This window comes from Acinetobacter sp. LipI_19 (assembly GCF_058242925.1).
Map to the genome: position 1 here is coordinate 784920 of NZ_JBZAYK010000001.1, position 22906 is coordinate 807825.

Annotated in this window: 19 protein-coding genes; 13 read left to right on the plus strand and 6 right to left on the minus strand. The window is 36.4% G+C overall.

All coding sequences use genetic code 11. The features are described from left to right. Positions 1 to 217: 217 nt before the first annotated feature. Positions 218 to 994 carry an IclR family transcriptional regulator gene (locus tag AC4CVF_RS03695; protein ID WP_336951556.1) on the minus strand — a complete coding sequence of 259 codons (777 nt, stop codon included), beginning with the start codon at positions 992 to 994 and terminating at the stop codon, positions 218 to 220. Between the two features lie 258 nt (positions 995 to 1252). Continuing rightward, entirely contained in the window at positions 1253 to 2611 is a 1359-nt protein-coding gene (locus AC4CVF_RS03700) for an amino acid permease (RefSeq protein ID WP_490788906.1), read from the minus strand. A 746-nt stretch (positions 2612 to 3357) separates the two neighbouring features. Between AC4CVF_RS03700 and AC4CVF_RS03705 the strand changes: the two genes are divergently transcribed. From AC4CVF_RS03705 to AC4CVF_RS03715, 3 genes are all read left to right on the plus strand, one after another. Continuing rightward, entirely contained in the window at positions 3358 to 4731 is a 1374-nt protein-coding gene (locus AC4CVF_RS03705) for a hypothetical protein (RefSeq protein ID WP_490788907.1), read from the plus strand. Between the two features lie 98 nt (positions 4732 to 4829). Further along, positions 4830 to 5447: a TetR/AcrR family transcriptional regulator gene (locus tag AC4CVF_RS03710; RefSeq protein WP_336951507.1), complete on the plus strand. Its 618-nt coding sequence runs from the start codon at positions 4830 to 4832 to the stop codon at positions 5445 to 5447. A 151-nt stretch (positions 5448 to 5598) separates the two neighbouring features. Continuing rightward, complete coding sequence (locus AC4CVF_RS03715) at positions 5599 to 7554, plus strand: alkyl/aryl-sulfatase (RefSeq protein WP_419328603.1); 1956 nt, start codon at positions 5599 to 5601, stop codon at positions 7552 to 7554. A gap of 673 nt (positions 7555 to 8227) precedes the next feature. Here AC4CVF_RS03715 and AC4CVF_RS03720 read toward each other — a convergent pair. Then, positions 8228 to 8467: a DUF2171 domain-containing protein gene (locus AC4CVF_RS03720; protein ID WP_336951503.1), complete on the minus strand. Its 240-nt coding sequence runs from the start codon at positions 8465 to 8467 to the stop codon at positions 8228 to 8230. A 275-nt stretch (positions 8468 to 8742) separates the two neighbouring features. Here AC4CVF_RS03720 and AC4CVF_RS03725 point away from each other — a divergent pair, with 275 nt between their 5' ends. From AC4CVF_RS03725 to AC4CVF_RS03745, 5 genes are all read left to right on the plus strand, one after another. After that, positions 8743 to 9759, plus strand: a complete 1017-nt coding sequence (locus tag AC4CVF_RS03725; RefSeq protein ID WP_490788908.1) for an acyl-CoA dehydrogenase family protein — start codon at positions 8743 to 8745, stop codon at positions 9757 to 9759. After that, on the plus strand, positions 9747 to 10523 hold the full coding sequence (locus tag AC4CVF_RS03730) for a PIG-L deacetylase family protein (RefSeq protein ID WP_490788909.1): 777 nt from the start codon (positions 9747 to 9749) through the stop codon (positions 10521 to 10523). Before AC4CVF_RS03725 ends, AC4CVF_RS03730 begins: the two co-directional genes overlap by 13 nt. Beyond that, positions 10501 to 11115 (plus strand): class I SAM-dependent methyltransferase, encoded by a 615-nt coding sequence (locus tag AC4CVF_RS03735; protein WP_490788910.1) that lies wholly within the window; start codon positions 10501 to 10503, stop codon positions 11113 to 11115. The genes AC4CVF_RS03730 and AC4CVF_RS03735 overlap by 23 nt, the downstream gene beginning before the upstream one ends. Beyond that, complete coding sequence (locus AC4CVF_RS03740; protein WP_336951495.1) at positions 11112 to 11771, plus strand: glycosyltransferase family 2 protein; 660 nt, start codon at positions 11112 to 11114, stop codon at positions 11769 to 11771. The genes AC4CVF_RS03735 and AC4CVF_RS03740 overlap by 4 nt, the downstream gene beginning before the upstream one ends. Positions 11772 to 12169: 398 nt before the next feature. Next, on the plus strand, positions 12170 to 13369 hold the full coding sequence (locus tag AC4CVF_RS03745; protein WP_490788911.1) for an MFS transporter: 1200 nt from the start codon (positions 12170 to 12172) through the stop codon (positions 13367 to 13369). 86 nt (positions 13370 to 13455) lie between these two features. Here the strand turns inward: AC4CVF_RS03745 and AC4CVF_RS03750 are convergent, their stop codons facing one another. Both AC4CVF_RS03750 and otsB read right to left on the minus strand, forming a co-directional pair. After that, entirely contained in the window at positions 13456 to 14892 is a 1437-nt protein-coding gene (locus AC4CVF_RS03750) for an alpha,alpha-trehalose-phosphate synthase (UDP-forming) (protein ID WP_419820229.1), read from the minus strand. Continuing rightward, positions 14885 to 15745: a trehalose-phosphatase gene (otsB, locus tag AC4CVF_RS03755; RefSeq protein WP_490788912.1), complete on the minus strand. Its 861-nt coding sequence runs from the start codon at positions 15743 to 15745 to the stop codon at positions 14885 to 14887. Before otsB ends, AC4CVF_RS03750 begins: the two co-directional genes overlap by 8 nt. 767 nt (positions 15746 to 16512) lie before the next feature. Here otsB and AC4CVF_RS03760 point away from each other — a divergent pair. After that, positions 16513 to 17130: a TetR/AcrR family transcriptional regulator gene (locus AC4CVF_RS03760; protein ID WP_336951487.1), complete on the plus strand. Its 618-nt coding sequence runs from the start codon at positions 16513 to 16515 to the stop codon at positions 17128 to 17130. A gap of 213 nt (positions 17131 to 17343) precedes the next feature. Continuing rightward, positions 17344 to 18729, plus strand: coding sequence for an MFS transporter (locus tag AC4CVF_RS03765; RefSeq protein ID WP_336951485.1), 1386 nt, complete (start codon positions 17344 to 17346; stop codon positions 18727 to 18729). Between the two features lie 733 nt (positions 18730 to 19462). Here AC4CVF_RS03765 and AC4CVF_RS03770 read toward each other — a convergent pair. After that, entirely contained in the window at positions 19463 to 20071 is a 609-nt protein-coding gene (locus tag AC4CVF_RS03770) for a biliverdin-producing heme oxygenase (protein ID WP_336954068.1), read from the minus strand. Positions 20072 to 20228: 157 nt separating this feature from the next. Here AC4CVF_RS03770 and AC4CVF_RS03775 point away from each other — a divergent pair, with 157 nt between their 5' ends. The 3 genes from AC4CVF_RS03775 to AC4CVF_RS03785 all read left to right on the plus strand — a co-directional run bounded on the left by AC4CVF_RS03775 (position 20229) and on the right by AC4CVF_RS03785 (position 22818). Further along, entirely contained in the window at positions 20229 to 20777 is a 549-nt protein-coding gene (locus tag AC4CVF_RS03775; protein ID WP_490788913.1) for a sigma-70 family RNA polymerase sigma factor, read from the plus strand. Then, positions 20767 to 21750: a FecR family protein gene (locus AC4CVF_RS03780; RefSeq protein ID WP_490788914.1), complete on the plus strand. Its 984-nt coding sequence runs from the start codon at positions 20767 to 20769 to the stop codon at positions 21748 to 21750. Before AC4CVF_RS03775 ends, AC4CVF_RS03780 begins: the two co-directional genes overlap by 11 nt. Before the next feature lie 465 nt (positions 21751 to 22215). Continuing rightward, entirely contained in the window at positions 22216 to 22818 is a 603-nt protein-coding gene (locus AC4CVF_RS03785) for a fimbrial protein (protein WP_419360538.1), read from the plus strand. Positions 22819 to 22906: the final 88 nt, after the last annotated feature.

Consider the following 22906-nt stretch of genomic DNA (forward strand, 5'->3'; position numbering starts at 1 on the left):
CTATGCTTTTTTTGCTCATATTAGTTGAGAGGTACGTCCTGTACCTCCACATGTACACGCGTTTAGGAGCGAATTCTAAGTCGCAACATTATAAACGATTACGTGTAATTCATTAAATTATCAGCAAGCCATTGAATAGACAGGCTAAAATAGGGATCGGTATTCAATGCTCAATTTTTTGACTAATACAACAAGTGTAATCACGAGCTCTCATCTTTTAATGGATAGAGTTTTTGATATAAGTATTTAAATCTGTGGCTGCATCTCTTAATGCATCTTGATAACTGATTAAGTCATCTAAAGATTTTCGAATGCTTGGTGCATGGGTATATAAGCAAGCAATGATTTCACCGTTGGGGTGGAGTATAGGAACTGAGCAAGCCACCATACCTGCTATAAACTCTTCATTGTCTGTACCTAAATTTGTTACGCCAATGCGCTGAATTTCAGATTCAAGCAAATTAGGATCTGTAATGGTGTTTTTTGTGTACTGTGTAATTGGGATATTTTTTAAAATATTTTTCCTTTTCTCTGCGGATAAATGGCTTAGAAAAAGCTTACCACTTGATGTACACCAAACAGGTACTGTTGAACCGACAGGTAAATATACCTGTAATGGCCAGTTCGTCTGTATACGGTCCACGTATAGCATATGATTATCTTGTAGTATGGCAATACCACAGGTTTCGCCAATCTTATTTGACAGCTTTTCTAAAATAGAAAATCGCTCAATTCTAAACTTTTCATTTTCCCAAACATTGAATAATAAGTGTTTGACTCTTCCACCCACCAACAAGCCACCGTGTAAATCTACTTTGACATAACCCTCTTTTTCTAATAATTGAATGAGTCGATGAATACTGGGTTTTGGAATATCAAGTGCTAAAGAGAGATCAAGTGGAGAAGGGGGATGTTTTGCTTCACCAATTGCTTCTAAAATCTCAAGTACTCGTGTGATCGATGAACCTTTATTTCGTTTTGTATCTTGCGTCATAAAATTTTCCAAAAGAACATGCTTCATTCATAGCAACTTGAGTTTATGAATATTATCACTTGAAAGTTGTAGATATGAAATTTTTATCAATGCTTTATCGTTGTAGATTTGGACTTCTCAATGTAAGAAATTCTACGTCAATCATTCGAGCTTTTGTGAAAAAAAGTTTTTAGATACTTTAACCAAATTCTGGTTATGGAACGCTGAGAATATTAGAATCATTAAAGGCCTATTCGGTTCAATAAGCCTTTTAAAATATTAGCGTGACTTGTTCCAGCTTAAAATTTTAAATAATCCAAACATCACCATAATCCAGATAGGAATCAAGATGACAGACTCCTTAAAGTTTTGTTTCCACATGATATATAGAATCGTACTAATAAAAACTAAAACAATATAATTACTAATAGGTGAAAAAATTGAAGGGAATTTTACGGTTTTGCCTTCCAATTTCATGGCTTGCTTAAATTTTAAATGAGTAAAGCTAATAATTGCCCAGTTTAAAACCAAAGCAGCAACAGCCAAATACATCAGGTGACTTAATGCTTCTTCAGGCACAAAATAGTTCAGTAACACACAGCCAAAAATTAGAATAGAAGAAAATACCACAGCAGATATTGGAACACCTTGTTTGCTCACTTTTGCAAACATCTTCGGTGCATTGCCTTGTACTGCAAGCCCATACAGCATACGGCTATTGGCATACATACCACTGTTATATACTGAAAGTGCCGCAGTCAAAATAATAAAATTGAGTAAATGTGCTGCCCAGCCTAAGCCCAGTTGGCTGAAAATCATTACAAAGGGACTTTTATCTAAACCACCCAGATCAAGTTGATTCCATGGGATTAATGACATAATAATGGCAAGAGAAGCAATATAAAAAACTAAAATGCGGAAAATCACGCGATTGACTGCTTGTGGTATGCTTTTTTCAGGATTTTCTGCTTCAGCAGCGGTCATCCCAATCAATTCAATGCCGCCAAATGCAAACATTAAAAAGGCCAGCATATAAAACAGCCCTGAAAAACCATGTGGGAAAAATCCACCATGTTGCCATAGGTTTGCCACAGTTGCAGTTGAATCAGCACCAGCTGTGAGCAAAAGATATAAACCAAATACAATCATCGAAATCACAGCAACAACTTTGATAATGGCTAACCAAAATTCTGATTCACCATAAAATTTAACATTGCCCAGATTAAAACCAGTCACGATGACAAAGAAAAATAAAGCAGAGACCCAAGCGGGGATATGCGGCCACCAATAATGCACATATTTAGCTACCGCTGTAAGCTCAGTCATGGCGACTAAAATATACATGACCCAGTAATTCCAGCCAGATAAAAAGCCAGGAAATTTTCCCCAATATTTTTGTGAAAAATAACTGAATGAACCTGCAACAGGTTCTTCTACAATCATTTCACCCATTTGGCGCATGATTAAAAAGGCAATCAAACCGACGATGGCATAGCCTAAAATAATCGAAGGGCCAGCAGATTGGATGACTTGTGCAGAACCTAGAAATAATCCTGTACCCACAGCGCCACCCATAGCGATCAATTGGATATGACGATTTTTAAGTCCACGTTTTAATTGGGAAGATGAGCGATTCAAAATATGCTGTGCTGAATAAAAGAAGCTATTGTAATTGATTGGTTATAGATAACCTAGTTTGAAAACGATATTGCAGCTGGAATTTTAAAAGATATTGAACTTTGGAATATTAGAGCGATTTTATCAATCAATAAAGCTCATGTTGATTACAACATGTCACTATTGAAAGAGGCTTCTCCCAACGGGAGAAGGGAGTTCCTATACAAATAGGATTCGCTCCTGATGATCATTTTTTGATGTATGGAAAAGATCTAGTATATTTTTATTTTTTTCAATTTAAAGAAATTTTCTTGCTATCTCACTTATGTTATCTTCCTTTTAAAATGAGAAAGTAGATATTCAATTTAGGTTCGAGATTTTCAAGATATTGAGCAAAAGTTTTTCCTTCATTTTATTTAAATAATAAATGACGTATCAAAAAGACCTCAGTTTAGGTTCTTCCGCATTTTTATAAAAATAATTAGACCTACTGTTAAAAATCACCCTTTTATCAAAAAATATCTTTTTAATTTATATGGATAGAGAAACTGCGCTTATTTTAAATACCGACTTGAAATGTCATTGATCAGTGCAAAAAAGAACCTTTTAAAAAGATCAAAAAAAAACGCTTGAAAATTAATCTAAGTGGATTATTATATTTAATCTAAGTGGATTAAAAAACAATCCATTTAAATGATCAATTAAAATTAAAATGAAGTCGCCATCGTTCTAGGATCGAAGTACATGGTGTAAAGGAAAAGTAAGTTATGGAAAAAATGAATAAATTAAAAGTAGGGATACTGCTGACGACGGTTATGGGTTCAATCACTTTAAGTGCTTGTAACGACAATGATGATGAGAAATATCTAACCCAACCGCCTAAAGCAGAACTGACAGATTGTATGTGGCAAAATGCGGTTTCAAGTAAGGATGGAACCGGTGGTGCCAATCCTATGAATTATGCGCTTCCAGACTCCAATGTAAATTATTGGTCGAGTGAATTTACAGTGCCAGAAGGTGCAAAAGTTTTTATCGATGGTGATTATCCTTATGCCCGTCACACTTCTCTGGTTAGCTATACAGCTAAAGGAGAACGCGTTAACTCTTTGGTAGATGTCAATATTAAACCCAATCACGGTGTGACCAATCCCTTTATTGTGGGGAATAACCGCTTAAATAAAGAAAGAGGATTTAAAGCTGAGTTGGTCTTGGGGGATCTACCTGCATTGCCTCAAGAAAATACTTTATATGCACCTAAAACAGACAGTAATGAAGTGGCGTTAATCTATCGTGTTTATGTGCCGAATAAAGGCTTTAATGAGAAAGGAGGGGTTAATTTTCCTCGCTTTAAAGTGCAGTTAGCCAATGGTGAAATCAAAACAGGTGCAGAAGTTTGCACGGTCCTTAAAGTGAAAGAAAAAGCTTTGGATAATGTGCAAACGCCTTTGAACTTAATTTTAAGTTTGTATAATAAACAGCCTTACACGGGTTTCCCTGCGCAATTGACCCCAACATGGTATACCGCCTATAACGGGCCTGCGAATATTAGTTGTATTTATAAATATAACTTAGCTCAGTGTGAAGGATTTAAAACTGAACGTAAGCTGAATCAATGGGCTACACCAGATAATGAATATACCTTTTCTGTGATTAGCCGTAAGCTCGGTAAGGTGGTTGTGGTGAAAGGTAAACTGCCACAAATCGCAGCAACTTCTGGTAACGAAACCACTTTAGGGAAAGGTGATATTCGATATTGGTCAATTTGTAGCAATGAGCTGATCTCGACAGCAACTAACTTTTGTATCTATGATGAGCAAATAAAGCATACAGACAAAAATGGCTTTTATACTCTCGTTGTATCTCTACCAGAAGATCGACCAAAGAATGCAACAGAAGAATGTGGAATTGCGTACTTGCCTTTAAGTCCACGTGGTGATGGGTATACTGGTCCAGATGCGGTGGAAAAAGGGCATAACGATGTTGGTTTCCTGATCATGAGAAATTTATTACCGTATTCAAACTTTAGTCAAGCAATCCAGAACACCAAAGTTTGGGGAGATGAAAAGACAGTCATGGGTGATTATTTACCAGACTTGAACTACAGCTCTAAAGAGGAATTTGAAGCCAAAGGTTGTTCATAGTTCATCTGTCAAAAATAAGCCAGTCGATTGGACTGGTTTATTTTTTATCATTTTTGATATAAAAAGACCTCTCTTTTTATTTTTCTCTATGGAATGTGATGAGTAATCAAACCAAAGAAAAGCTTATCGAGGCTGCGATTGTTCTCTTTTCACAGAACAATATTGAAACTTTGTCTGTACAGAAAATTAATGAAACTGCAAAAGTAGCAAATAAATCAGCTTTATATTACCACTTCAAATCTAAATGGGGATTGGTAGAAGCTGCGCTTGATCATGTCATGACACCTTATGTTACAGACAGCCTCGCGCTCTTAAATGCGATTCAACCTGAACATGTACAAGTTTCTGATGTTGTAGATGCCTTGATGAAACCGATGGTGAAGATTCTTTTACAGGAAAATGGGATTCATTATATAAAATTCTTTTCTAAGACGATTAGCGCAGGAGACGAAGGGCGGATCATTGTTGTAAAGACATTGGTACCTATTTCAGATAAAGCAGTCTCTTTATTACAACTGGCTTTACCAGATTCTGAACCTGACGCGATTGCATTAAAAGTACTTTTTACCTTCAATACGATACTCAATGTGGTCAGTGATATTGGTCTTGAACACTTTTGGCCGACCAAGGTAAAAGATCACAAACTGTTGGGTAAATACTTAAAAGACTATATTGAAGGTGGCATTCGATTCAAGGTAAATCAAAGTTATGATTGATCAATAAAATCACCAATTGAAAGCTGGGATGAATCAAATTGTAGAAGGAAGAGGATTTTATAGCGGGATATAAGACAGGGTTTAATGCCAGATGAAAATAATGCACAAATCATAAAACCCAAAAATATGGATGTTTTTAAAAGGAAAGACAATGAAAATTAAATTTTTGACGGTCTCATTGATGTTTATTTTACCATTTTCTGTTTTTGCAGCAAATGCAGCGGTAGAAAAAGCAGTCATTGAGTCAAATAATACCTATAAGAATAAATATAATTTAGATGATATGACTGAGTTTAATTATGCGCAAAAAGGCTTTATTGCCAAGCCGACGGGTCAAATTAAAAGTGAGAAAGGCAATGTTATCTGGGATTTTGATGCGTTTAATTTTTTAAACGATCAAGCTCCAAATACTGTTAATCCGAGTCTATGGCGACAAGCAAAGTTAAACAACAATGTCGGTCTTTTTAAAGTTACAGATCGAGTTTGGCAAATTCGTGGTTTCGATTTGGCAAATATGACTATTATACAGGGTGATACTGGCTGGATTATTGTTGATACATTAACTTCTAAAGAAACAGCTGAAGCTGCACTCAAATTTGCTAGACAGCATTTAGGTGAGCAAAAAATTTCAGCCATTATCTTTACCCATAGCCATATCGATCATTTTGGTGGGGCATTAGGTGTTATTTCTACCGAAGAAATTAACGCAAGAAAAACGCCAATTATAGCGCCACAAGGCTTTATGGAAGAAGCGACCAGTGAAAATGTGATGGCAGGTTCAGCCATGCTACGTCGTGCCAGTTACATGTATGGAACTTTTCTACCGAAGAATGCACAAGGGCTGGTAGATACAGGTTTAGGTAAGGCAGTTGCTGTTGGGAAAATGGGAATCCTTGAGCCTACACAACTGATTACTCAGGCGGAACAGAAAATGACCGTTGATGGTCTAGATTTTGTGTTTTATAACGTGCCGGGTTCAGAAGCGCCCGCAGAGTTAACCTTCTCTATCCCATCACTCAAACTTTATAATGGCGCGGAAATTCTTTCGCATACCATGCATAATCTTTATACCCTTCGAGGTGCTAAAGTACGAGATGCCTTAAAATGGGTGGGTTATTTAGATCAGGCAATGCAACATGCCAAAACATCGGATGTGTTGATTGCACAGCATCATTGGCCAGTATGGGGCAATGACAATATTCAAGATTTTATTAAAACGCAGCGAGATGTATATAAGTTTACCCATGACCAGACGGTGAGATATATGAACTCTGGTTTAAATGGCGCTGAAATTGCTGAGAAAATTCAGCTTCCAGCGGCACTTGATCAAAAACTATATGCTCATGGCTATTATGGAACCCTAAAGCATAATGTAAAAGCGGTATACCAATATTATATGGGATGGTTCGATGCCCATCCTTCCAATTTAGATCCATTGCCACCTAAAGCTGTTGCAAAAAAATATATTGAATTAGCAGGTGGGGAGAGCAAAGCGTTGAAAAATGCGCAAGATGCCTATGATCAAGCTGATTATAGATGGGCTGCTGAGATTTTAAAGCATATTGTGTTGAATAACCCTCAAAACCAACAAGCGAAAAACTTATTGGCAAATACTTATCGTCAATTGGGCTATGCTGCTGAGGCTTCAACTTGGCGTAATTTCTTTTTAGTCGGTGCCCAAGAGCTACAAAATAATCTACCTTTGCAAAATACATCTGATCCAAGTGACTTATTGATTCACACGCCAACAGAAAGATTTCTTGAAGCCATGGCAACCAATTTAGATGTAGAAAATTTAAAAAGTGAAAACCAGTGTCTCAATCTGGTTTTATCGGATACCAAAGAGAATTTTTCATTGTGGGTTGAAAACTCAGTCATGCAATTCAAGCGTTATGATCACAGTAGCGCTTTGGCATCGGATTGCCCAACATTAACCTTAACCAAACCCTTATATCTAAAAATGATTACAGGACAAATAGAAGGGGTAAAAGTCCTCCTTTCTAAAGACAGTAAAGTCAAAGGCAATCCACTGAAAATTGGAAAATTCTTTGCAATGTTTAAACGGCCAGATTCAATTTTCCCAATTGTGACTCGACCAAATGGCTAAAGTTACAAGGCTAGGCTCAAATAAATAGAGCCATAAGCTTAAATCAGTAGATCTAAATATAGATGGGCGAACTTATCAACTTAGTTGTCCCACTCTTATCGCAGGCAATAAAAGAAATCATTTCTTGTAACGGTATTCAAAATTAAAAGTAAACTATAAGGATTTTAACCCTGTTGCTACTTTGTTAAATATTTTTTGAATTTTATAGCGTATTTTCTAGGGAGGAATTTTAATTGGCAACTTGTTTAAAAAAATGTTTATTTTTATATTAATTTACTCATAAATAATAACTTTAAGCGATATTTTAACTAAAAGGTAGATAAAATATTGTGAAATATTTTTTATTAAAAATAAGATTTTATTAAAGATGACTTGATTGTGTCATTTTTTGAATATATTGAGTAAATATATAGGTCATGTTGATCGTATCAATATTCGATAGTTTAAGAGCTTAATCTTGATTTTATCAACCTTATATTTTTCTATAGTCAGCATAATTAAGAAACTTATTTTGTAATACCTACGGGTTGATTTTCCTTTTTGAGAGCCTATATTTACATAATGCACTTGTTACGCTGTTGTAGGTGTTGGTGAGTTCGATTAGCTTGCACTTTGTAAATATCTACAAATAGCTTAAAGCGCAGCCAAATAAGTATGACTGCGCTAGGTTTATTTATATAGCTTTCCACTGATCACGGACTTCTTCTGAGTTTTTATTCAGGATAACTTGATCACCCTTAACATCACTAATCCAAGACGTTGGAATTAAATGATGTTGACCATTCGGATCATCATCACGAGTTAATTTTAGCTGACTATCGCCTTCGAGATGATCAACTGTACCAACTTGTGTGCCACAAGATGCAATAACATTCGCGTGCTTTTTAATATCTTGAATATTGAAAGTAGTCATTTCAGCCTCTTCTTTATTAAAAATAAAACGATTTAGAGTATTTAGATTACCGTGTATTTTGGATTTATTCTTTAATTTATAATAATAGTTACAGAACAGTCTTTTAAAATAACTTAACTCACGTTATTCAATAACAACGTCACAAAATGAAATGATATTTTATCTGCTTAATGTGAGTTGTTTGGCAATTTCCTGTTTTTTTACAAAACTTAAATTTAATATATTAATTTTAAACGATAGATTAAATTTTAAAGCTTATGAAAAACTAAATTAAAATGAATCTTCAAATCCAAATAAATAAGTCCATGAAACAGGTATTAGCAGATTTTAATTCGGCAACTTTCGAATATAAAAATCAGCAGCGTATATCTGTATTTCGCCAATTAACCCTTTTATCTGAGAATTTACCCTTTCCCGCACAAGGGCAAACCTATGCACGTTGGCAGTGTTTTGCTGAAATAGCGGGAATTGATCTAAGTTTGGCAAAACTATTTGAATCACATTGTGATGCACTTAGTATCTTGTACGAATTAGGCGATTCGACAAACATACGTTCTTCAGAGATATGGGCTGTATGGGCTGCTGAAGGCGGTCCAGCGCCTCTACAGGTGGCAAATAACCATTGTACTGGAACTAAGTTATGGTGTTCTGGGGCTGCCTTTGTACAACGAGCATTAATGAGTTATAAGAATCAACAAGGTCAATCTCAGTTGTGCATGGTTCAATTAGATCAGCCTAATATTTCTATAGATTTTAGTCAGTGGCAAGCAGTGGGTATGCAACATACCCAAACAGCGAAAGTTCATTTTCACAACTGCTTAATTCGGCTTATCGGGCAACCTGATCAATATTTACAACGTCCAGGTTTCTGGCATGGTGCAGCAGGCATAGCAGCGTGTTGGTATGGAGCTGCTGCACGTTTGATGCATTTTTTACAACAGAGTTGTCAAGATAGTCCAAATTCATTTAAGTCTATGTATATGGGTGAGCTGGCTCAGCAGTTGGCAGTCACAAAAGCATTTTTTCAATATACAGCCAAACTTATAGACACACAGCCTCATGAGAATCATGAACGTGTGATTCGAATTTTGCGTGCGCAAACTGAGCAATGCTGTCAAGCTGTCATGGATTTGGCTGGTAAAGCTTTAGGGGCAAGACCATATTGTGAAGAGGGTGTTTTTGCTCAATTAATGGCTGATCTACCTGTATTTATTCGGCAAAGCCATGCCGCATTTGATGATGTGCAAATTGCTGAACGATGTTTACAGGAGCATATGTCATGGGAACTTTAAGACATCCTCTCGTTGAAGATCGGATGATTCAGGGTGAGGGCACTCAAAAGAGTCAATGGTTACAGGCATTTGAAAAACAGCCGTTGCCACCACTCGATCTTGAGCAATTTCGTTCCAAAAGGGTGGTGATAATATCACCGCATCCTGATGATGAGATACTGGGTTGTGCTGGCTTAATGCAACAGCTTATGCAATTAGATTGCAACATTGTTGTATTGGCAGTTACAAATGGTACCCAGAGCCATCCACAATCGAAAAAATACACACCCGAACAGTTAAATCAATTGCGTCCACTAGAAAGTTTGGCTGCCCTAGAGTGTTTAGCGATTGCTAAACATACCCAACGTATCGGATTGAATTTGACTGATGGACAAGTTCATTTTCAAATCAATCAACTTTGGTCTGGATTAGATCAGACCATTCACCCAGAAGATTTTTTAATTTGCACCTATAAATACGATGGTCATCCAGATCATGAAGCAGTAGGTAAGACCGTTCAGTCATTCGCAAAAGTACACCAATTGCCCTGTTTGCAAGTTCTGATCTGGGCTTGGCATTGGGCAATTCCTCAGGATCCCCGAATCCCATGGCATCAAGCCTACGCTTATTGCTTGACTGATGAGCAAATTAGCCAAAAACGTCAAGCCATTTTACAGTTCAATTCTCAAACCCAAGCAGATGAGAGTACGGGACAGAATGCTGTTCTATCGCCAGCAATCATTGAGCGTCTGCTCATGCCTTATGAGGTCTATCTCTGTGAATGACTATATCGATGTATTTGAAGAATTGTATTCAAAAAGTGAGGATCCATGGGGGTATGATCACCGTTGGTATGAATCTAGAAAAAAGCAAATTTGTCTGGCGTTATTGACGCGACCACACTACATAAATCTTTTAGAAATAGGTTGTTCTAATGGCCATCTAAGCGAACATTTGGCACAGCGCGCTGATCGAGTCTTATCAATAGATGCTTCCGAAAATGCTATTCAATTGGCTTCCAAACGTTTGCACGGCTATAAACATGTTAAGGTAGAACAGAGAAGAATACCCAACGCTTATCCTTCTGGACATTTTGATCTCATTGTAATGAGTGAGGTCGCATATTATTTGACCTCACAAGAATTACATCAATTAATTGATCATTTAACGCATAGTTTAACGCCACATGGAGAAATTCTGTGCTGCCATTGGCGCCATGAGATAGAAGGTTTTGAGCTAGATGCGCAACGGGTTCATGAAAGCTTGAGGAATCAATTGCCATTTCATCATTATTTAACGCTGAGTGATCCCGATTTTATCATCGATCTTTGGACAGTTGGCGCTTCTTCACTGGCACAACAGGAGGGAAGTATTTGAAAATAGGTATCGTTATTCCGGCCCATAATGAAGAACAGTACTTATCGGCATGCTTGCAAGCTGTTCAAAAAGCAATTGAACAAATTAAGCACCATCAAGTTGAAGTTTTAGTGGTATTAGATCAGTGTAATGATCAATCCTTAAATATCGTAAAAAACAATCATATACGTTGGCTTACATGTAGCTATCAATGCGTAGGGCAAGCACGTGATTTAGGAATTCGGCATTTAATCGCGCAGGGTGCGACTTGGATTGCATGCACAGATGCGGACAGTTGTGTAGATTTAGATTGGTTATATGCTCAAATACAGCATCAACCCACTGATGTCATTTGTGGCGTGGTGCAGCTTGATGATTTTAGCCATTTGTCCCTAAATGCTCAGCAAAACTATTTGATCCATTACAAAGATCGTATGAACCATCAGCATATTCATGGAGCTAATTTAAGCTTTAGTGCGCAAGTATATCTACAAGTGGGTGGTTTTGAAGCGATTTGCTGCCATGAAGATGTTGGATTGGTACAAAAATTTATTCAACACGGATATCAAATTACTTGGACTAATCAAGTACGCGTGAGTACAAGTAGCCGTTTGGATGCACGTGCGCCAGAGGGCTTATCTTATTTTCTCAGTCGGTTGGAAAATGCTGAGCTATAAATAATCATGGATGAACCTATCTTTCTTAACAGCCATCATAAAGATATAAAACGTAGAGCGTTCAACTCAATATAAGATTTAAAATAGTTTATGCTTTGGCAACTGGAGATAGGTTAATTCAACCCCATGTTTGCGAATTACTATAAAGTTAATTAAATCTAAAAATAAAAAAACGATATATATTAGTTATATAGATTTAAGTGGGAACTGCATTGTCTATGTTACAAATTTCTAGAGAAAACTCAAAAATAAACAATGACAGCATTTAAAATCTGAGTATAATTTCGCCAAATACCCCTTGTTCATTTGTCAGTTTTACATGGCAAAAGACAAGGGGTTTTTCTATGGATTGTGGTTTTGTAAGGAAATGCCTAAATTTTTTGTGAGTGGCATCGTAAATGTTCATTTTTAAAACAGCTGTATGGGATCGTACGAACCCCATCCATAGTCAAATTTTAGCAACTCAGCTTAGTTTTTTTAGCTTGGGTTTTGCGACAGCAGCATGGGCGCCATTAATTCCATTTGCCCAGCAACGCTTGTATCTGAATCATGCAGATTTTGGTTTACTTCTGCTTTGCGCAGGTATTGGCTCATTTTTATCTATGCCTGCCACGGGTGCTTTAATCCAAAAGTTGGGGTGTAAGTCAATTATTGGTTTTACGCTATTGGCTATGCTATGTATTTTGCCCTTTCTGAGTATATGCAATACTGCTTTATCTATGGCCATTTTATTGTTTGTGTTTGGTACGATGGTAGGAAGCTTGGGCGTTGCTATTAATATGCAAGCAGTCATTGTTGAGAAAAATAGCCTAAGCAATAGAATGTCCAGTTTTCACGGCATGTGTAGTTTAGGGGGCTTAATGGGTGTGGCATTGGTCAGCATCTTATTGGCTTTAGGTATTACACCATTACTTGCCGCACTGAGTATCAGTTGTATATTGTTAAGCATTGCATTTTTTGCCATACCGCTATGTTTGACTCGAATAGAGAACATAGAGCAAGGCACAGTAGTAGAAAATAAGCCAGAAAAATTAAAGTTAAAAGAATTGATGCATCCCACTTTACTTCTGATCGGTTTGGTATGTTTTATCAGTTTTTTATCTGAAGGGGCAGCAATGGACTGGAGTGGGATATATCTGGTAAAGCAATACCACTTAGATCCTACTTACGCTGGTTTTGCCTATACTTTTTTTGCAATCGCTATGACAGTAGGGCGGTTTTCAGGCAGTGTTTTGTTACGATGGTTTGGTGCCAAGCAGGTAGTATTGTATGGCACCATTTTGGCTGCTTTGGGCTTAATGATTATCGTATTTGCTCCTCACTGGTCGGTAGTATTGTTAGGATATTGCTGTTTAGGTTTGGGGAGTTCTAACATTGTACCAGTGATGTTTTCTCGGGTAGGAGAGCAAAATTTAATTCCCAAAGCAGCTGCATTATCATTGGTTTCAACAATTGCTTATAGTGGGGCTTTACTTGGCCCTGCACTGGTAGGCTTTTTAAGTGAAGTGATTGGATTAGGCTCGGTATTTATTATCATTGCACTGCTGTTGGCAATGATTGGCATCGTCAACAGATACACCCAGATACAAGCAAAATAGAATCACACGGGGTTACAGCAATTTGCTGTAACCCTTGCTGGGCAGATTAAAATTCAAAGCAACACATTCAAGTGAATAGGAGCAAACTAGACCTTAAATGTTGAAGCCCGAGATGAAATCCCTGCCTTGTGCATATAAATTGGTTCATCTATGGGTTGCTGTAAGTCATGTAAAAATGCATTACGCCAGTCATTGATATCAAACTGCTCGATGCCCAGCATCAGTTGTTGATAACGTTCAATACGTTCTTCTTTCGACATAAACAAAGCAGTTTCAAGGGATTTAACCATCTGCTTTTCATTATTTGGATCGACCAGCACCGCTTCGGTCATTTGCTCTGCTGCACCTGCATATTTAGAGAGAATCAACACCCCAGGGTTATCAGGATCCTGTGCTGCAATATATTCTTTGGCAACTAAATTCATCCCATCTTTTAACGAACTAACCCAGCAAATGTCGGCATACTGATAAATCTGCATTAATTCATCATGCTCTACCACGTCCTGAGTGCAGTTAATGGGCGTCCAGTCAGCAGTAGCGTAGTCTTGATTGATTTGCTTAATTTTGTCCATGAAAGATAGATAAAAATCTTGATATGTCGTAATGTCCATGCGAGATGGGCCCGCAACCTGTAAATCCACAATATGCTGATGATACTCAGGATGCTGTTGTAAAAAGCATTCAAAAGCTCCAAAACGCTCAAGTAAACCTTTTGAGTAATCAATACGGTCAACACCGATAATAGTTTTATACAAAGGATTATCTTCAAAATCGAATATCGATTTCATGGTTTGATTCTGACGTTGTGCTGCCTGTTGTATCACTTCAGGATTAATACCAATAGGGTAGCATTTAATGCGGGTTTGTTGATCAGGTTGAATCAAAAGATCATCTTGTACGCGGCTAAATTTCAAACTATTTTGGCAAAGCTGCATACATTTTTGTTGGTCTAATTGAGTCTGTAAGCCTAATACATCATATTGAGTTAAATCTTGCAGTAAGGTGCGAGCCTCCGGTAATTTTTCCCATATTGAAGCACTGGCAAATGGGATATGTAAGAAAAAACCGATACGATTACGCATTCCAAGTTTTCGACAATAATGCGCTATACTGAAAAAATGATAGTCATGTACCCAAATTAAATCATCAGGTTGAGCAATCTCATACAGCTTTTCGGCAAAAAATTGGTTAACTTGTTGATATGAAGCATATTCTTCGGATTTAAACTCAATTAAATCAGCACGCTCATGCATAGCAGGCCATAAGGTGTTATTGGCAAAGCCACAGTAATATTGCTGGTATTGACTCTGCTGTAGTGGGCAGGTAATAAATTCAATATTATCTTGCTGTATATGTTCAAACTTTACCGACTTATGATTGTCAATTTGTTGACCATTCCACCCCAGCCATATTCCACCAATATCATGTAGTGCATCTTGCACAGCCACTGCTAGACCACCTGCTGAGTTATTCGAGGGATCGGGTAAGCTGACACGATTTGATAAAACAATTAATCTAGACATGAGTATTCTCCAAGCGTTTTACCGAAGATTTAATCTTTTCTTGTTGGATATGTTGAGCAAATAATTCGAGAAAATCGGTCACAGCCATTGTATTTTCTAATCTAAATCTAGCTTGGGTATCGCCTGCACCAACCTTGATACTGATACCACCAACCTGATTAATGACTTCAAAACCTGCTTCATCAGTAAAATCATCGCCAATAAATAATGCAATACTATTTTCTAGTTTACATTGTTGGATTATTCTGTGAATTGCATTTCCTTTATTGGCCTGTGTAGGAATTAATTCAAATACGTACTTACCCTGAATAATTTTAAAATTTAAATTTTTCGCTTGCACTTGTTCTAAAAAATGCAACGCTTGGTTTTTATATTGAGGGTGTTCTCTATAATGTAGCGCAATAGAATAAGGTTTATGTTCTATTCGAATATGGGGTTGAGATAAGCAAAGTTGATTAATCTCATGTTTAATTTCAATTAAATCTTCTGGATTATAATGAGTATGGGGCATAGAAATATGCGTATCGATATTTTTTAATTGCATTTCCAGACCATGGGTTCCTGCAATATTTAAGGCTAGATTTGGGAAAAAGGTTTTTGCTTGATCTAAAGGTCTACCCGTAACAATACTGATAATTATAGAATTGTTGACAAGTTTTTGAATAATATTAAAATTTCTTTGATTCAAAGTTGTTTGGTTTGGATCTGAAGTGAAATCAGCCAGTGTGCCATCAATATCTAAAAATAAACTGTAGTTCGGATGCGTTAGATCATTTTTCTCATGATGTATATTTTGGATGAGTGCTTTGGGTGAAATAATCCTCGCTTTTTTTAATGCTAAAGAATCATTCATTCTTTTACCTTTAAATAATTTAATTAATTTATTATTACTTTAATTATTACTTTTAAGGTGATTATTTATGTTATATAGACAAAAAACATACAGAGATTACAAATATATATTTTGTTAAATTATTTCAAAATATTAAAGATATCGTTATTTATAAGTAAAATATGAATAGAATTAATGAGTTTGTCTTTATGTTAGTAAATATTTATTTTAATTTAAGTTGTAATTATTTATTTGTACATTCGATTACTTTAAGCTGAAATTTTCAATGATTTAGATTTTTTATCTCATTTAAATTGGTTTGTCTCATTTAAATAGTTTAAAGATGATGCCAGATTATTTTATGCTTTTGATGCTTATACGGCTAGATTAGCATTTATCAATCTGGTTATTATCCGGAAATAACCAGTTTTTTTAAGGTGAATGAATATTATACTTCTTTTGTAAGTCATTTTTTAAAACGATAGAACAATTTTAAATTCCTCCCTGATCCTAGTCCCCCCAAAGAGAGATGGAACTTTCAGTACCTATATGATTCACTCAACATGATGAGTTATGAAGCAACTCTATGGAGAGATTGAATAAACGCCTCAGGAAGTCAAAAACTGTCTAAGCTGGCTTTGATATTCTGTCGGATATGCTCAATCTAAAATCAATCGTCTGTATATCTTCATGATGTTAAAGTGATTAGAGAACTGAGCTTGGCTTCAATTGTGAATTGGGAAGGGCTCATTTATAATTAAATTCTTATGTGTAGAAAATAGAGAAGTATGTCATCACAATCTCAAGTCGCTTCTACTCAGGTGACAAAAAGGCAAACCAAGCCAGCAGAAGTCCGAATTGATGAGCTGATGAATGCTGCACAAACGCTTTTTTTAGAAAAAGGGGTGGAAGCAACCACGATTAGCGAAATTATCGCCAGCGTGGGTGTGGCTAAAGGCACGTTCTATCATTATTTTGAATCAAAACAGCATATTGTTGAAGCATTAAAAAAACGTTATATCGATTTTTTTATTGAGGCTCTAGATACAGCAGTTGCAAAATGTGATGCAGAAGATTGGGTCAGTCAATTTAAAGTTTGGGTCGCTGCAAATATTCACACCTATCTCAACAGTTATCCTATACATGATATTGTTTTTGGCGCACATCATCATGAGCGTCAAAATAAAGAAAAAAATATGATAGTTGAACAATTACTGCATATCTTAAAGGGTGGTCAGAAAGCAGGCATTTGGCATTTAGAACAGCCAAAATTAACCGCTTTGTTGATTTATTCGGGGGTGCATGGGGTAACGGATGAAGCAATTGCCAATCAACTGCAAGATAGTACAGATTTCTCGCGACAAATTGCGATGCAATATTTAAAAATGCTAGGTCATGATGAGTGATCTTTCTATATTTATTTCAGCTTATATTTTAGATAAAAAATGATTATGTGATCTAAGAGCAAGTCATTTAGTTATATCTCGTTGGTGATCTTCAAAAAGATAGTTGAGTCATGTCTACCAAAATGAGGTGTTTATTTTTCGGTGCTTTTCAATTGACTGACGGTCGGTCAGTATATAGTATAATGATTCTCATTTATCTGTCTTAGGTGATGTATGAACGCATCTCGCCAACCGATTTATCTCATTTTAGCGCTCTATATCAGCACATTTCTTTGTTTGGTGGATTTAAGTAGTGTCAATCTGGCACTTGGAAGCATTCAAAAAGAATTTGATAGCGATATGGCTGATCTACAGTGGGTAATTGATAGTTATGCTTTAAGCCTATCGAGTTTGATGTTAGCAGTGGGGGCATTAAGCCAGCGTTTAGGGCGTAAAAAATTATGGCTGTTGGGTGTCATCATTTTTATAGTGGGTTCAATGATTTGTGCAATGGCAAGCAATTTTAGTTTGTTGATCATTGGCCGTATGATTCAAGGGGTGGCTGGCGCAGTTTTAATCCCTCTGGCTTTGGCGATTTTGGTACATCATTTTCATCAACCACAAGACAAAGCACGTGAAATTGGTCGCTGGAGTTCTTTTAGTGCTTTTTCATTGATTGTTGGCCCGCTAATCGGTGGTTTGATGGTGCATCATTTTGGTTGGCAAAGCATATTCTGGCTTAACCTTCCAGTTGGGGTTGTGACGATTTACTTGGGATATAAGGGAATTGACCCAGACCAGAAATCTCAATCTCTACCGTTTGATTATCTTGGTTTGTTATATAGCGCTGTTGCCATTGTCACATTAACCTATAGTATTATTGCCCTACAACACGACTATTTAAAGCATTGGTTGATGCTGAGTATTGTTTTGTTTGGTGTGGCGAGTATGGCATTTGCATGGCAGCAAAAACATACAGTTCATCCCTTGATCCCCAATCATTTATTTAAGAACAAACATTTTTTAGCTTATAACGCAATTTCATTTATCTTGGGTTTTGCAGGATATAGTTCGTTATTTATATTTGCTTTATTTTATCAAAATCAGATCGAGTTGAGTGCAGCACAGACTGGCTGGTTGATTGCACCACAGTTTTTAACTCAAGCATTTGTTTCAATAGCCTTTGCCAAATTACATCAACGATTTACAGTGGCAAGCTTATTGATACTGGGCTTGGCAATTGCAGGCGTTGCGTTGTTGGCCATGATGAGTTTTCAACTCGATTCATCTTTGCTGCTATTTGTCTTATGTGGTGGACTGATGGGAATCGGGATGGGACTGATCGTGCCAGGTTCAAGTACATTGATTATGGGAAGTGTGCAAGTTCAAGATGCAAATTTTGCGGCAGCAATCTTAAATACCCTACGCCAACTTGGAATGACACTCGGAATTGCAGTATTGGGTACGACGATGACTTTTATGACGGCTTTTTCTCAACAGCAAGGCAATAGCCTAGAATCTGCTGAACTGATGGCTTTTCATGTTACTGTTATGTTGATGGGGGGACTATTTCTATTGTCTATTTTGGTTATGCTGTATAGCCAAAAACAAGCGAAATAGTTGATATAGTTAACCTGTCAAAAAACTCATACACAAGAATATAATTTCTCCTAATTAATATTCTTTAATTCAATCATTTGCTTTATGAAAGATCTATTGTTTACACCAATGAGCTAAAACTTTGCAACCTAGGTTGGGCAGTGTAAGTACCTTTTCTTCATTGAATACTAGATGGTGTAGCTAACGCATGGCGACATGGATGTCGCTGTTGGGCGGGGGTATATGAGCAAAAATAAAGCACTGCTTTGTTTGCAGCGCAAGAGCCCTGTTAAACGGAAGATTTTTGTCATCTTTTCATCTCTGAAAAGTGAGGCATCGCCTTCGCTAATTAAATTTAAACTTCTCACTGTAATATAGGGCTGTGCAAGCACCTTTGCGTCATTGAATTCTACATGGTGTAGATATCGTGGGCGTATAGGACGTACCCCTTGCTCAACATAAGCAAGAACAAAGCATGACTTTTTTGTAGCGTAAGGATGAGACAGTACAAGAGTGAGACATTAGGCTTCTTTCATTAGTCCTTTTAAAACCGTAAATCAAGATAAAAGCCCCTCATCCTAGCCTTCTCTCGAAGGGAGAAGGGACTTTCAATACCAATACGATTCACGCCATATAATCATATTTTTGTTTATGAAAGATATATTGTTTATGCCAATCAAATTTAAACTTTTCACTGTAATAGGTGGCTGTACAAGCTTCTACCATCAGATCAATTCACTGTTCTGCAACAGAACTAATGAAGTTGCTCTAAATTGATTAATGCATTGCCAAAATATTCAAATGCATCAAGCGCACCTTGAATAACTTCATCTTTCTGGCTTGGGCTAAGTCGAGCTTGATCTAGAGCTTGAACAAATCGTTTCCAAACCTTAGCTCGCCCTTCAGGATAAGCAGACAAATTGCGAGCGCCTTTTTCCGCACTGAGCCCTAAATGTTGCTGAGCTTGTTTAAATAAAAATGCAGCTCCCAATGTTGATCCTTCTGAAACGTAAATCCAACCTAGGGCAGCAGGGAAAGTCACATTTAAGCTTTCTAAAGTTTGACCTTGAGGCTGAATACCTAAATCTTGCAGATCGAGTAACGCCTGAGCAGAGCGACCACGAATATCAATATCAGTTATATATGAAGCTACTTGATCTTGTTGAAATAAATGTTCGATTTCTAATTGAAAATAATACTGAGACAATGTGAATAAAGCATATTTTTCTAAACTTGAAAATACATCTGCTTGTGCCATCAGCTTATGCATTCTTTCATGCTCATCTGCAGTTTGTAATTTTAGACGCATTGACAAACTAAGTTGTTGCTGAGCGTTTGGTTCATTGATCAGTGCTTGATTCATTCCATTCTCTGATTTAAAAGGCGGTATATAAGAGATGACGAATGGAAGGAGAAAAACATGCAAAAGACCTTACAAAAAAAGTTCCTTCAGAGAGCATTTACAAATCATGGAATGTAAACGATAATTATTATTGTTTAGGGTTTTTAAATTTAATTTTATGGTTCCAATTCTCCCCACACCCTCACGGCAGCAGATATTGCAAGACATGTATTTGGATCATCATGATTGGTTGAGACACTGGTTGAACTCGCGAGTCCGCTATCCCTTTACTGCAGCGGATTTGGTTCAAGATACTTTTGTAAAATTGCTACAAACTCAACAGCTTTTTTCTATTCAAGAACCGCGTGCATATTTGGTGAATGTTGCTAAACACTTACTTATTGATAAACATCGTCGTTATATTTTAGAGCAGACTTATTTAGAAACCCTAAAACAGCATGCTGATGATCAGGATATTTTATTATCTTCAAATCAAATTGAAGAAGCAGTACTCATCTTAGATTTTCTCACTGTTGCTTTGCAGGGTACGACAGCCCTGACTCGAAAAGCTTTTATTATGTATTACTTTGAAGGTTATAGTCAGAGTGAAATTGCGACTGAGATTGGTAAATCTTTACGCACGACACAGCTATATTTAGCTGACTGTTTACAGTTATGTTATGAGGCGAAAAACAATCTGCTTGAGCTAGAGCAAGATGAACGCTAAACAACTACAAAAAGAGATGGCTTTATGGATTGTTCGGTTAAATACCGATGATTTACATGAACGTCAACAAGCTCAAATCGAGTTTGAAGCGTGGAGAAACAAGTACCCTGAACATCATGATCAACTCGATCAAATGCTTAGTTTCTCACAAACGATGCAGCAATTTTCAACAACACATGGCATATCTAGCCAAAATGTTCGAAATTCAATGAAACTCAGCCAGCAAAGTAAAAAACATATTTTACAAATGCTGAGTAAAACCTTGCTGTTCTTTGTAGGGGTAGGCGGTGTAATCTATTTAGCCAGTGATTCAACGATGCTGTCGTACCATACTGCTGATTTTAAAACTGAAGTTGGCCAAATACATTCAATCACCTTGCAAGATGGTTCCAAAGTGACTTTAGGTGCAAAATCTGCAATTAAACTAGATTTTAGTTCTGAAAAACGACAAATCAATTTAGTTCAAGGGGACATGTATATTGATGTTGCCAAAGACCCTCAACGACCGTTAATCATTCATACACCTCAAGCAGATTTTAAAGCGCTCGGTACTCGATTTATCGTTTATCAATACTCAAACAGCAGCGTGGTAAATATGCTGCATTCTAAAGTTGAAACTCGTTCCTTGGGCAAAGATCATCAATCAAAAGTAGTCAAGCAGGGTGAAAAAATTACCGCTAATCCACTTGGTTTGAGTCCAATATCTAAACTTGATATTGCATCGACAGAGTTTGCTTGGGATAAGCATCAGATATTGGCAGATCAACTTCCTTTGCCTGATTTACTCACAAACTTAAGTCGTTATCATCATCAATATTTAATTTTTAATCACTCTACTTTAAAAGATTATAAAGTCAGTGGTGTGATTAATGCGCAACAGGATTTAGATCAAACCCTGCGTTTATTGGTTAGTCATTATCCAATTAAAATTACTAAACTTGGTAATTATGTGATTTATATTACTTCAAAATAACAAAAATGTTATTTTAGCCTAATTTAATAGAGTTTTTTTAAAATAATTTATTTATGTTTGGTTATGTTTTTAGATCATTAAATTCTGTTTTAAAATACAATATTGATTATAACTTTATTGATTTAATTTATAAGTTATTGAATAAAAACAATTAAAATAATTTATTTATTTTTTCAATGTATGTGCATGATAAAGAGTTAACTTGGGAGATATTGTGGTGAGAATATATTGTTGTGGGGGTGGTGGTTTTTTTTAAATTGGTTGAAATTTAAAATAAAAATAAATTTTGAATAGCTGGATTTTAAAACAAGTTTATGCTTAAAATAAACAGATTTTAAAATAAATAGGCAATTTAAATAAATGGAAGCAGGGGTGTATATATTTAAATGTGTTTGTTTATGTGGGGTTTATTTTTTTGTAATTTGGATAAAGTAATATTGTTTTAAACTTCATGAGGTTAATTCTATGAAGAGACTTATTCTCCCCATATTGAGTGTTTGGACTTTAAGTTTGGGAAGTAATAGTGTGTTTGCTGTCAACGGGAAAATTACGGTAAATGGTGCTGTGACTGACGGAACGTGTACGATCCAACCTCAACTTGGTGTGGGATCTGGCATTAAGGATATTATTATTCCGTTGAAGGCTATCACTAAATCAAGCTTTACACCTACAAATACAAGTCAAGGCTCCACAAATTTTTTTCTGTTCTTGGTAAATGGTACGGGCGCGTACTGTGATGTGGCACATAATAAATCCTTTAAGGGTATCCATCTCACTCCAATTTCTGCAACTGACTTGGATGCAATGGATAAGACTTTATTGGTCAATAAAGCTACAGGTGCAAGCGGTGCTTCTGTTAAAAATCCTGTTTTTATTCAAATGTTCGCGGATCATAGAAATGTTGTGGATTTTACTGCACCGTGGGGAGTTCAGGCAAAAAGTATGATTTATGGCGATAAGGAAGATTTCTCTTTCGTAAGTTATCAAGTTGAGTATGTTTCTAAAACTGGAATTGTCGATGCTCAAAATGTCACAGCGACTGTAAATTATAACATTCACTATAATTAATTTTTGTCTGATGATTTCAACAGGGAACAATATGTTTGTTGTTGATTAAGCCAGTTAAAAATAATTATAACTTCGTAAGGTTAATTCA

Bases quoted from the DNA above. Each gene is read 5' to 3' on its own strand.
- AC4CVF_RS03745 (WP_490788911.1), top strand. From the start codon at position 12,170: ATGTTCATTTTTAAAACAGCTGTATGGGATCGTACGAACCCCATCCAT.
- AC4CVF_RS03750 (WP_419820229.1), bottom strand. From the start codon at position 14,892: ATGTCTAGATTAATTGTTTTATCAAATCGTGTCAGCTTACCCGATCCC.
- AC4CVF_RS03765 (WP_336951485.1), top strand. From the start codon at position 17,344: ATGAACGCATCTCGCCAACCGATTTATCTCATTTTAGCGCTCTATATC.
- AC4CVF_RS03720 (WP_336951503.1), bottom strand. From the start codon at position 8,467: ATGACTACTTTCAATATTCAAGATATTAAAAAGCACGCGAATGTTATT.
- otsB (WP_490788912.1), bottom strand. From the start codon at position 15,745: ATGAATGATTCTTTAGCATTAAAAAAAGCGAGGATTATTTCACCCAAA.
- AC4CVF_RS03785 (WP_419360538.1), top strand. From the start codon at position 22,216: ATGAAGAGACTTATTCTCCCCATATTGAGTGTTTGGACTTTAAGTTTG.
- AC4CVF_RS03775 (WP_490788913.1), top strand. From the start codon at position 20,229: ATGGTTCCAATTCTCCCCACACCCTCACGGCAGCAGATATTGCAAGAC.
- AC4CVF_RS03770 (WP_336954068.1), bottom strand. From the start codon at position 20,071: ATGAATCAAGCACTGATCAATGAACCAAACGCTCAGCAACAACTTAGT.
- AC4CVF_RS03735 (WP_490788910.1), top strand. From the start codon at position 10,501: ATGAGGTCTATCTCTGTGAATGACTATATCGATGTATTTGAAGAATTG.
- AC4CVF_RS03730 (WP_490788909.1), top strand. From the start codon at position 9,747: ATGGGAACTTTAAGACATCCTCTCGTTGAAGATCGGATGATTCAGGGT.
- AC4CVF_RS03725 (WP_490788908.1), top strand. From the start codon at position 8,743: ATGAATCTTCAAATCCAAATAAATAAGTCCATGAAACAGGTATTAGCA.
- AC4CVF_RS03715 (WP_419328603.1), top strand. From the start codon at position 5,599: ATGAAAATTAAATTTTTGACGGTCTCATTGATGTTTATTTTACCATTT.
- AC4CVF_RS03705 (WP_490788907.1), top strand. From the start codon at position 3,358: ATGGAAAAAATGAATAAATTAAAAGTAGGGATACTGCTGACGACGGTT.
- AC4CVF_RS03780 (WP_490788914.1), top strand. From the start codon at position 20,767: ATGAACGCTAAACAACTACAAAAAGAGATGGCTTTATGGATTGTTCGG.
- AC4CVF_RS03710 (WP_336951507.1), top strand. From the start codon at position 4,830: ATGAGTAATCAAACCAAAGAAAAGCTTATCGAGGCTGCGATTGTTCTC.
- AC4CVF_RS03760 (WP_336951487.1), top strand. From the start codon at position 16,513: ATGTCATCACAATCTCAAGTCGCTTCTACTCAGGTGACAAAAAGGCAA.
- AC4CVF_RS03695 (WP_336951556.1), bottom strand. From the start codon at position 994: ATGACGCAAGATACAAAACGAAATAAAGGTTCATCGATCACACGAGTA.